The sequence below is a fragment of the Paenibacillus senegalimassiliensis genome (assembly GCF_001486585.1).
GTDB classification, from domain to species: Bacteria; Bacillota; Bacilli; order Paenibacillales; family Paenibacillaceae; genus Fontibacillus; species Fontibacillus senegalimassiliensis.
Genome location: NZ_LN909044.1, coordinates 608,336 through 619,875 on the forward strand (window position 1 = coordinate 608,336; position 11,540 = coordinate 619,875).

General features: G+C 52.9%; 7 protein-coding genes. 2 read left to right on the plus strand and 5 right to left on the minus strand.

The features are described 5' to 3' along the window. The first annotated feature begins 1 nt into the window (after position 1). Together BN3279_RS08610 and BN3279_RS08615 are read left to right on the plus strand one after the other, a co-directional pair. Positions 2-931, plus strand: coding sequence for an ABC transporter permease (locus tag BN3279_RS08610; RefSeq protein WP_059050209.1), 930 nt, complete (start codon positions 2-4; stop codon positions 929-931). Between the two features lie 221 nt (positions 932-1,152). After that, positions 1,153-2,028, plus strand: a complete 876-nt coding sequence (locus BN3279_RS08615; RefSeq protein ID WP_059050210.1) for a carbohydrate ABC transporter permease — start codon at positions 1,153-1,155, stop codon at positions 2,026-2,028. Positions 2,029-2,648: 620 nt separating this feature from the next. On the opposite strand, the gene BN3279_RS08620 is transcribed toward BN3279_RS08615, so the two are convergent. The 5 genes from BN3279_RS08620 to BN3279_RS08640 form a co-directional block, all read right to left on the minus strand. After that, positions 2,649-4,943: a glycoside hydrolase family 3 N-terminal domain-containing protein gene (locus tag BN3279_RS08620; protein ID WP_059050211.1), complete on the minus strand. Its 2,295-nt coding sequence runs from the start codon at positions 4,941-4,943 to the stop codon at positions 2,649-2,651. A 207-nt stretch (positions 4,944-5,150) separates the two neighbouring features. Then, complete coding sequence (locus tag BN3279_RS08625; RefSeq protein WP_059050212.1) at positions 5,151-8,270, minus strand: beta-galactosidase; 3,120 nt, start codon at positions 8,268-8,270, stop codon at positions 5,151-5,153. A gap of 42 nt (positions 8,271-8,312) precedes the next feature. Continuing rightward, positions 8,313-9,518, minus strand: coding sequence for a M20 family metallopeptidase (locus BN3279_RS08630; protein WP_232436788.1), 1,206 nt, complete (start codon positions 9,516-9,518; stop codon positions 8,313-8,315). Further along, entirely contained in the window at positions 9,515-9,985 is a 471-nt protein-coding gene (locus BN3279_RS08635) for a RidA family protein (RefSeq protein WP_059050213.1), read from the minus strand. Before BN3279_RS08635 ends, BN3279_RS08630 begins: the two co-directional genes overlap by 4 nt. Positions 9,986-10,021: 36 nt before the next feature. Next, on the minus strand, positions 10,022-11,386 hold the full coding sequence (locus BN3279_RS08640) for an alpha-L-fucosidase (protein ID WP_059050214.1): 1,365 nt from the start codon (positions 11,384-11,386) through the stop codon (positions 10,022-10,024). Positions 11,387-11,540 lie beyond the last annotated feature (154 nt).

Sequence of the window (11,540 nt, forward strand, 5' to 3'; positions counted from 1 at the left end):
TATGCAAACCAAACGCAAAAAAGGTTTTTTCCATGAAATAAGACATAATGGCTCCGCTTACTTGCTAGTTATCCCGGCTGCCATCTATACCCTTATTTTCGGCTACTTCACTCTGCCGTATATGTTAATCGCTTTCCAGAAATTTAATTTTAAGACCGGGTTGTTCAACTCGAAATGGATTGGGCTCGATAACTTCGAATTTTTCTTCAAGTCCCCCAGAGCCTGGGAGGTCACCTTCAACACTCTGAAGCTCAACTTCTTGTTTATCGTGGTTGGGACGATCGTGGCTATGGCACTGGCCATTCTCTTTAATGAATTGCGCAGCAAGTTATTTTCCCGAATTACGCAATCCACGATCTTGTTCCCGCATTTTCTATCCTGGGTTATCGTCAGCTATGTCATCTACAGCTTGTTCTCCACGGACTATGGCGTGATCAACAAAATTATCGGCTGGTTTGGCCTGGATGCTATCAACTGGTACTCCTCCCCACAATACTGGACTTCGATTCTCGTAAGCGCTGCCGTCTGGAAGGACGTCGGTATGAATCTGGTCATCTATCTGGCGGCGATTACCGGTATCGACGATACGTATTACGAGGCGGGCCGCATTGACGGAGCAAGCCGCTGGCAATTGATTCGCCGGATTACGATCCCGCTCATGATGCCCACGATCATCATCCTGTCCTTGCTGGCGCTTGGCAAGATCATGTACGGCAGCTTCGATATGATCTACGCAATTATCAAGGACAACGGGGTCCTCTACCCGGCGGTTGACGTTATTGATACGTATGTGTTCCGTTCTCTACGTACCATCGGGAACCCCGCGCAAGCCATGGCCGTGGGCCTCTACCAGTCGGTGGTCGGGTTCATTCTCGTCTGGGGCAGCAACCGGATTGTGCGGAAGATTAATCCCGATCACGCCCTATTCTAATATCCTAATCGTAGAAAGAGGTTCTTCAAAAAGTCGTCTTCCCAGGACGAAGCTATTCAAGGAGTGGATTCAACATCGAATCTTGAATTCACCCGGGACTTCCGTTGCTCACGTACCCAATACGTACGCTGCGCTACTCAGTCCCTAGCTTCATCCAACCTTCTTGGTCCTGAAAAACCGACTTTTTGAACAAGCATTGAAAAGGAGAGTGCCGTGTGACTATGAAGAAAATTAAACCGTTTGACCTCGCCAACTATACCTTTATCGCTCTATTTTCCATACTATGCATTCTGCCAATGCTACTAGTGTTGATGGTGTCAGTGACCGATGAAGCCAGCATCAAGCAATTTGGATATCAATTAATTCCGGACAAGTTCTCCTTCGATGCCTACAAGCTGCTGCTATTCGGTAATACACCGCTCTATCGCAGCTATATGATCTCTATCTTTATTACGGTCGTAGGGACGACAGCAGCCGTACTAATGACAGGCATGGCCGGTTATACCCTGTCAGCCAAGCATGTCAAATACCGCAATCAACTAGCCATCTTCTTCTTCATTACAATGGTATTCAACACCGGCCTGGTCCCCTGGTACCTGATCAATCTGCAATTAGGCCTTAAGAATACGATCTTTGCTCTTATTGTACCATCTTTGATTTTTAACCCATTCAACCTATTTCTGGTACGAAACTATATGTCGCAAATTCCGGTATCTCTTACCGAAGCAGCCAAAATTGACGGCGCCAGCGACTTCTATATTGCGTTTCGTATCTACTTTCCGCTCTGTATGCCCGTACTGGCTACCATCACGCTGTTCTACGGCATCGGCTACTGGAACAACTGGTTTAACGCCATCATGCTGGTGGACGACCAGCAACTGTACCCGCTGCAGTATCTGTTATTCAAGCTGAACTCAGAGATTAATATGATCCAGCAGATGCAGAGCAGCGGTGTACTGTCCGGCACAGGCACCATGCCGCAGGAATCCGTCAAAATGGCCACCGCCATTCTGACCATCGGTCCTGTCGTACTCTTCTATCCTTTCCTGCAACGCTATTTCATCAAGGGTCTATTGATTGGTTCGGTGAAAGGTTGATCTGAAAAGACTACGAGCCCCCTAGCAGCCATTGTCTGCTAGGGGGTTCTATTTATATCCACTGTATAGTTAGCTGCTACTAGATAAGTGGGGCTACTATTGAGATATATGTATGCGCGGAGTGATGCGCTTCTATGAAAGCTGTCAGAGCATGCAAGTATCGTGTGCTGAGAATGCGCGTGGTGTGCGTGGTGTGGACACAGTGAGCGAGGGTTGTTACTAGTCAGAGGGGTGAGGGACGGCGGCGGTATAATCGTGAGGGAAAAGTGAATAGTGAGGGGAGGACAGCAGTGCGATAGTGAAGATAAAGTGCGTATAGTGAGGGAGTGTAGTAGAGAAAGCTCGAATAGGAGCACGGCCGAGGAATTTAGTGGGAAATACTCCCGCTAATTATTGGCGATCGTGATAAATAAGGGAATTAACTGGAATTCCTCCCTATAATCTTATGCAAATCGGCGATTGGGGCCAAAGGATGGACATTTAGCTGGAGGAATTCCCTATAAATCGATGATTTAGCTCGTTTTGGACAAATTATAGTGAGGATTTCCCTATAAAGGCTACTCACAAGCATACACAAACGGTGCCGACGGCTATGGCCGTAGCACCGTTTGTATTGCTAGTTATTCAACCGTCAACCGGCCGACTAATCCTTCTGCACTGCTCGGGCCGACGATAATATCGAAAGCGCCAGGTTCAACGACAGCCTGCAAATCAAGTCCCACCAACTCAAGCTGCTCACGGTTAAGGACGAAGCTGACTTCCCGGGTTGCACCAGGTTCAAGCTCGATCTTCTCAAACCGCTTGAGTGCCTTCTCCGGACGCGTCACGGAAGCCGCCAGATCAGATACGTACAATTGCACGACCTCTGCCCCTGCTACTGTTCCGGTGTTCTCCACCTGGACCGTAACCGTTGCCTCACCTGACTCGTTGATCACAGCAGGCTCAATCCGCAAATCCCTGTATTCGAAGGTAGTATAGCTTAAGCCGTAACCAAAAGGGTAACGAGGAGCAAGATCGGTTTCCAGGTAACGCTTGCCCCGTGTACGCCGGGAATGGTAGTAGACCGGAAGCTGGCCCACTTCCTTGGGAATACTAACGGGCAATTTACCGGAAGGATTGACATCCCCGAACAAAATATCCGCAACAGCATGTCCACCCTCCTGTCCCGGATACCAGGCTTCCAGAATGGCATCGGCCTGTTCATCAATCCAAGGCTCCGTAATCGGCCGGCCATTGATATATACTACAACAAGCGGTTTACCGAGCTTACGCAGCTCCTGCACCAGTTCCAGTTGCACTCCCGTCAGATGAAGGGTCGTACGGTCAATGCCTTCGCCACATTCCATATCGTTCCAGCTATTGTCCGTGACATTGGACGCTCCTGTCCGCAGATCGATCGACCCTTCGCCAAAATCACGGGCGCTTGATCCTCCCACTACAACGACTATAGCATCCGCCTTACCCGCTTGCTCCAGCGCCAGCGGGAAGCCATCGCGATCCTCACCTCGCACCCGACAGCCAGGCGCATACAAAATCTCCGCCTGCTCTGCTGAAAGCTTCGCGCGCAATCCGTCCAGCACGGTAACAATCTGCTCTCTACGCTGCGGCGACGTATAATCACCCAATTGATGGTATGGAGCGTGGGCATTCGGGCCAATCACGGCCAGCTTGCTGAGCTTGCGCGATAACGGCAATGTAGCCTGCTCATTTTTCAGCAGGACGATTCCCTCAGCAGCCACCTGGCGGGCCAACTGCTTGTGCTCGGGCCGCCCAATCACGACCTTGGCACGCTCGGAATCCGCATAAGGTCGCTCGAACAAGCCCAATCTGAATTTCATTTCCAGCACGCGGCCGACAGCCAAGTCCAGGTCGGCTTCATCCATCCAGCCTTGTTCTATAGCTGAATCTGCGTATTTGTTCAGCATTTCGCCGGACATTTCCATCTCCACTCCGGCTTTAAGGGAAGCCGCCACCGCTTCTTCTCCTGTTGCCGCCGTGTTATGGCCATTAACCAGCATGTTGATGGCGCCGCAATCGGTTATGACAAAGCCGTCGAAGCCCCATTGCTCACGTAGCACATCATGCAGCAAATAACGATTGGACGTACAAGGGACACCGTCAATTTCATTGTACGCAGGCATGACGGAGCCGGCCCCCGCTTCCACCGCCTTGCGGAACGGGTACAGATCAACCTCATGCAGCTCACGCAAGCCAATATGAGCCGGTGCGCCGTTACGCCCACCTTCGGAGCTGCCGTAGGCGGTGTAGTGCTTCAGCGTAGCCAAGACGCTGCTCTCCGATGCCAGATCATCACCCTGAAGTCCTTCCACAGCGGCCACACCCATCTCAGCTACCAGCACGGGGTCTTCCCCGAAGTTCTCCTCTGTTCGTCCCCAGCGTGGGTCCCGCACTACATCGAGCACCGGCGAATAAGTCGTCGCCCCGCCCTGTGCCCTCGTCTCCGCAGCTACGACTTGGCACATCTCCTTGAACAAGGTCGGGTTCCACGTACTGCCAATCGTTAGTGGAACCGGGAATACAGTTGCGCCAATAGCCATGTGGCCATGGGAGCATTCCTCGCCAAATAGAATCGGGATGCCGAGCCGTGTCTGTTCAACCGCATATCGCTGAATTGTATTGACAGCCTCTGCCCCCTGCTGCGGGGACAACCCGGTGTCCAGTGTGACGCCTGTCCAAGGGTCAGCTCTCAGCGCTCCGTACAATGAGCCTACGCCGCCTGCTTTCAACTGCTCCTTAAAGGCCTCCGTCACCTCTACGGTTCCGTCCTCCAGCTTGCGGTAGCATTTCCAGCCAAAAGGCTGAACGAGTTGTCCAATCTTCTCAGCCCTCGTCATTTTGGATAGCAAATCCTGCACGCGTTCCTTCGCAGGAAGCGAAGCATTGCGATAACTCATTTGTCAACATCTCCTTTAGTCAAAATAAGTTGAACTTATGTTTAACGCAAAGAAGCAGACGAGAAAATGTTCTTACGATCGCTGTTGCTCACAAAGGCGAACAAGCATATGCTTAAGGGTGCAGCTTTCTTGCAGAAAGCTTTGACCTTCTTCAGAATCATTTTTCTCGCTTGCTTGTTATGCTTTTCCTTAAATAAACTTATTTAGTTAAATTCGCTCAATTAGAACCTGTTCGGGCCGATACACAGCCAGTAGTTCCCCTTGCTTGTCTGTGGCGAACATGACGGTCCGCTCGCGTTCCACGATAAACTGATAAGACGCCTGCGTCTCGGGATCTCGAACCGCAATCTCGGCATCTGCTCCAAACTCCGAGACAAAAATATAAAGGTTGGCTTGCTCAAAGCTCAGCTTGCGTCCATATATCCCTGGCAGTTTCCCACCCTTCAGCCATTCCAGCTCTCGGGTTACACCACTCTCGGCCAAAGCGTGCCGATAGGCAGCAATAATCGGTTCATCCCGTTCATTTAGTTCCAGTGGCAACGGGTTGTAAATCAGCTTGCCAGCGCCCAGACTTACTACGATCTGCTGCAACGCGCTTCCCGGCTTGCTGTCATAAGTGGCTGGACGCTCTACGACCAGCGTATTAATCTTGCGCTCTCCGAAGGCTACAGAATGCGGAATGCCACCAAGTTCCAGCACCTCTTCCCTGAGCACATTGCCTTGGTGCAGCTCACCCAGTTCCTCTCGCAAGCGATCCGCGGCCTCTCCCCAATGCGCGTCCAGACGAATCGGGCCATTCCACAGGACAGTAGCACCTTGCTCCGCCAGCGCGATCAGTTCGGCAAAAGCCCCATCGTCAAAGTTATGGGCGCTTGGCACGATGATCAGTTTGGCTGACTGCTCGCGCAGTTCAAACAAGTGATATTCCCCGATGCCACGCGGATGCACATTCATCACATGCGCAAGGGTACGAATGGCCTTGGTCGTTGCTCCATATGCCAACGGCTGGTTGGAGAAGTCGTTGGAGTACGGATAGACCACCGCCACTTCCTCCAGCTTCCGGCCACTGAACCACTGTCCAATCTCACCCATAAAGCTGCCAAAATCATAAGACACATCGGCTTCCGGCTTCTGCGTGCCATCAGCGCGCAAAGCCCCTATGTTCGATTCGTTGGCATTGTTCATGTAGTAATTGATATTCCAAATCCATTGCACAGCACCGGCCCCCCCGGTCGAAAAGGCATACGCATATTTACGTTCAAGAATGTTGCGCAGCTCGGCTTCGGTTCGTTTAGCGCGTCCATCTGGATGCTGTATATGCATAATGCCCGTTTCCTGCACCAGATTGGGCTTACCCGGCGTCTTCGTGAACAGGCCGTCCCAGGCCAGATGATCATTTTGCCACCAGGAATGCACCGTCGTATAGTCAACCTCCTGGGCGTAGAACGACGGAGATGGACGCTGTGAGCAGATCCCTTCATCTTGTCCGACCGTCGCCAGATGCTCCGGATTAATGCGCCGCAAGGTGCCGATCAGGTCGGAAGCCCAGCGATTGTGCATGTCCATCGAAAATAACGTAAAGTCCAGCCAACGCGCCCATTTCTTCGGCTGCACCACACTGCGAAACACCTTGTCATCTGGGTCCGGCGCTTGAGCGGAAGCAAAGTCCGGCAATTGCTCAGGCGTCATATTCCAACGTTCTTGCAGAGCCGCTAGATCGCCCTCGTAACGCTGATTCAGCCATTCTGACCAAGCTTGCTGCTCATAGTTGTCTCGTGCGGTAACTGGGCCTTCAAAGATACGGGCCGGATCGAACAGACTCGGCTCGTTGATCAAATCCCAATGCACATTGGTCGTCCCCTGCTGACGCGACACAATGGCTGCGATAAATCGTTTCTGTGCCTCAAGCGAACGCGGGTCCAGATACGGATTAACACCTTCCCAGCTTTCGGGAGCAAAGGAGAAGAAGGTGAAGGTCACTTCAAGCTCAAACCGTTTGGCTGTTAAAATAAAAGCATCGATCGCGCGTAGTGCATCTTCAACAGCGTGACCGTCGGCAAACATAATCTGACGGTACCCCGTCCAAATGCCTGTCCGGATCAGGTTAATGCCGGCCCGGCTCATTTCGCCCATATCCCGTTCCCAGCGCTCCACATTCGGCAATTGCAGAAATTTACGCGAAACATCTGAGGTCATATAAGTCATGCCTACAATCGGCACGGGCTTGCCGCCGCGTTCGAAGTAATCCCGTCCCGCTTTTAGCGGCTCTCCGCTTTGCAGCAGCTCCCGGTCCATACCCCAGAAGGCCTGGATAAGCACCCGGCGCTCTCCCTTGGCAGACAAGGCAGAGGCCTTGACCCGGTACAATCCCGGCTCAGCGGCTATCTTCACCGGAAGACGAACGGGCTGCAAGTCAGGAACGTCTCTTCCTGCTGCAAATTCCAGGCTGGCTGTCCAAACGGGCTCATCCACCCCGTCCTTGCGCACCTCCACTTCAAAGCTCCAACGGTTCTCCCCGCCCGCTTCCGTGCGAGAAAGGGCTTGCAATTGCAAGGTAAGTAGCGGCTGCTCTCCAAGCTCGTAGCAAGCATAATTAGGCTTGAGCCAGATTTCCGTCACGCCATAGCCCGTGAACAATGCCAGTTCTCGCAGCACCTCGGCTCCTTCCGCACCGCCAACAATAGCTGGGATCTCCTGATTGACGAGCACCCAACGTCCGCCGGCATAAATTCCCTTGTTCTGCTCCAAAAGTACCACGGAGGCAGCGCGCTCCCGCCCAGTAGCATCAACACCGATCAGCAGCGGTGTAATGATAGAGTCCATTGGCCCACATGATCCCATCTCAGCGGGAATATCGCTTGTTTTGCTCGGATGCAAAGTGAGGCCCCAGGTAGGCTCGATGCCAAACCAGCTTTCTTTACCGCTTAGTACGGGGAACTCCTCCCCGGCTTTTTGGGTCTGGACGAGCGAGACATCAACAGGCAAAGCATCATGAATATCCAGCACTTGGTGGTAGCCTACCTGCTCGCGTTCTATGCGCCAGTCTCCTGTGTCCGTCTGTACTACTGGCCGCCGGAAAGGAGCCCCGCCCGTATGCAGCAGACCCCCACCGGACTGGAGATGGGCGCGTACCGCCGCCCAGGCCTCCTTGGGGAAATATGGACCATGCAGCCATACAAGCGTGTCCCACTTGTTCGCTTGCAGTCTGGACACCAGTCCTTCGGTATCAACCACCTCGGCCCATGCGGACGCCGCCGTCAGAAATGAGGCCTCTGGCCTTTTGCCCTCAAAGGGAAAGGATTGATCGTAGAATAGCAATATGTTCAATGTGGACCCGCCTTCCTATTCTTTAGCTCGACTTAACTCGACTTAAATCGTTTTCACATTCAGTATCAAATCACGAAGGGCGCAAACCGCCTGCTCTACTTGGATCAGCTCAATCCATTCGTCCTGCGTATGCGCTTCCGAAATATGGCCCGGGCCAAATACCACGGACGGCACAGCTACTCTGACCAGCTTGCTGGCATCGCTGCAATAGGCTGCGCCCCGGATGATCGCTTGCGGCTCATATGTCTGCGTTGCCGTCAATAAATAGCGAACGATCGGCTCTTTCTGATCCGTCTCCATGGCATAGTCGATTACAAACGGCTCACTCACAGTTAACTCCAAGCCCTCGGCACCTGCTAGCTCCTCCAGTTCGCGTTTCATTTCCTCGTAGACTATAAGCGGTTCTTCGCCGGGAACCGTACGCCGATCGACCGTGATTCGGCAATGCGCAGGCACCGTATTGGGAGCAACGCCACCTTGAATGCCGGTTACGCAGACCGTCGGCGGACCCGTCAATGGATGGGCGCGCTGCGGATAACGCCGCTCATGTAGCTCGTTCACAAATGACAGCACCTTACTCGTCTGGTCAATCGCATTAATCCCTAGCGCCGGATTGGAGCTATGACAGGCTATGCCGTTGACATCGACGTAAAATCGGCAACAACCCTTATGCGCCGAAATGATATCAAGACCTGTCGGCTCGCCCACTACGGCACCAATATATTCAGCAGCGTCTGGCTTAATCCGCTCCGCAAGAGCGGATACCCCGATATAGGTTGTTTCCTCATCGACAACCGCCGCCAGTTCAATCGTGACTTCCGGACGGATGCCAGCCAGCGCCAGCACTTCAATTGCGGCCAGCATAGCGGCCAGTGAAGCCTTGGTATCACAGGCTCCCCGTCCGTACAATTTACCGCCCTCTATCGTGCCGTCGAAGGGTGGGATGGTCATGCCGATGGTCTGAACCGTATCCATATGAGCTTCCAGCAGCAGCTTGCGCTGGCTGCGGCCGGGCAGTGTGCCCAGCACATTAAAGCGCCCTTCGGCCACTACCTGACGTTCAGCAGGTAAATTTAGACGAAGCAGGAATTCCTCCACATAACGCCCCAATTCAGCTTCTCCCGTCCCACCGGGAAACGCCGGATTAATACTGGGGATACGGACCAACTGCTGTAAAATTTCTGCAACACGATTACGGTTGATGTCAGGCACCATCTGCTCGCTGTCTCCTTTACCCAGGCTGCTCATCTCTCTCTATCTACTTCCACAATTAATTCAATCTCGACCGGGGTATTAAAAGGTAGCTCATTCGCCGATAACGCGGAACGCGCATGCTTACCAGCATCGCCAAACGCTTCCACCAGCAAGTCCGAAGCTCCATTAATTACGAAGGGTTGCTCCACGAATCCAGGAGCGGAATTGACGAACGCCAACATTTTGACGACCTGCTTGACGCGGTCCAAGTCGCCCAACTCAGCCTTCAGCACCGTCAACAGGTTGATTGCCACTTGACGGGCAGCTTCATACCCCTGCTGTATCGTGAGTTCAGCACCTACCTTGCCCGTATACATCAACACGCCGTTCACCCGGCAGTCATTCCCGGAGGTATATACGAGATTGCCTGTCTGCTTGGCTGGCACATAATTAGCTACGGCAGGTGGAACCTCACCCAATACGATTCCTGCTGCCGCCAGTCGCTCTTCTGCTACACTCATAGCTGTTTCCTCCTGAAAATAAAGGGTTTATTGTTGCTACCGCTCTCGCCCATCGACATATACAGAACCGCCACGTCGCTCCCGAGCCCAAGCCGCCACGCGCTCCGGCTCACCTTCCCAGAGTCGATACTCTCCCCACTCATTCGTGGTGGGCTTGCCGTCACAGGTAATGCGGATTACCGGGAACAAACGCGTCGGCGCTTCCCGTGGCAGACCGTTAATGATCAGCGTGTCGCCCTCCTGCTCGAACGGCAATGACTGACCTGTCGTCAGCAGTTCCACGTCCAGCACACGGCTTGTCAAATCCCGCAGCTTCAGCTCAGGACGGCCATCCCAGAACCGGATAATCAGATATAGCCGGTTATCCTTCATCGTCTGACGACCCCGAGTAATAAATTCGGTCAACGAGCCGCCATCCGTGCCGTAAATCGCTTCCCCATGTACGTCCAGCCAGCGGCCGATTTCAAGCGCACGTTCCACAAATTCAGGCGGAAGCTGTCCGTCTGCGGTTGGACCTACATTAAGGAGCAGATTGCCTCCGTGTTTGCCTCCCTTTTCTGCACATTCGCACAGCATATCCAGCAGGACATCGGTATTGCGCCAACGTTCGCCAATCACATGACTCCATAAACGCCAAGTCGTTACCTGACAAGACTCCCACAGCCGGGTCGCTTCCGAAGCGATGGCGTGTTCAGGTGTGCCGAAGTCACCTAGCGTATCCGAATCCCCTGCACCAATGCCGCCATCGGCCCGGTGGCCTTCGATTTTATTGGAATAACCCAGCCGATTGTTAATGAGAATATTGGGCTGAAGCTTACGCATTTCCTCCAGCAACTCTACACTTTGCAGGTCATCGGCATTGCGCGGCCATACCCCGTCAAAAAAGAAATGGTCGATCTGCCCGTAGTTGGTGAGCAATTCCTTAACCTGATTGTGCAGATAGGTTCTGATTCTCTCCCAGCCCTCGGGGTCCTTCTGCGGACCGTCAAAGTAAGCAGGCAACCGCCAATCAATCCAGGAATAATACAAGCCCACGCGTAGCCCCGCCTTGCGGAAAGCGTCGGTATATTCCTTCACAAAGTCGCGTCCGGCGGCTTGCTTGGCGCTGCTGTAATCCGTGTAGGCACTATCCCACATACAGAATCCGTCATGATGCCTTGTGGTGAAGCAAGCATACTTGAAGCCTGCCTTCTTGGCCGTATAAGCCCACAATTCGGGATCGAAATGCTCCGGGTTCCAGGCGCAAGCCTGCTTCGCATATTCCTCATGATTTAAATGCTCACGGAACAATACCTGTTCGCCCCGTCCAAACTGTGCATATGGGCCCCAATGAATAAACATGCCATAACGACTATCTGTGAACCAATTCCATTTGTCGGGTACAACAAAAGCTCCACTCACTTGACTTCAACCCCTTCTTGATCGTTTCGATGATGCGGCTTTTTGCCGTTATTCCGCTTGCACTGCCATCATATAGAGGGGGAAAACCTTTGTAAATTTGATTCCGCGCCGCTTGTCTCCAAATTTGGGCAATGCAAGCTTTGTTTTTGCGCAA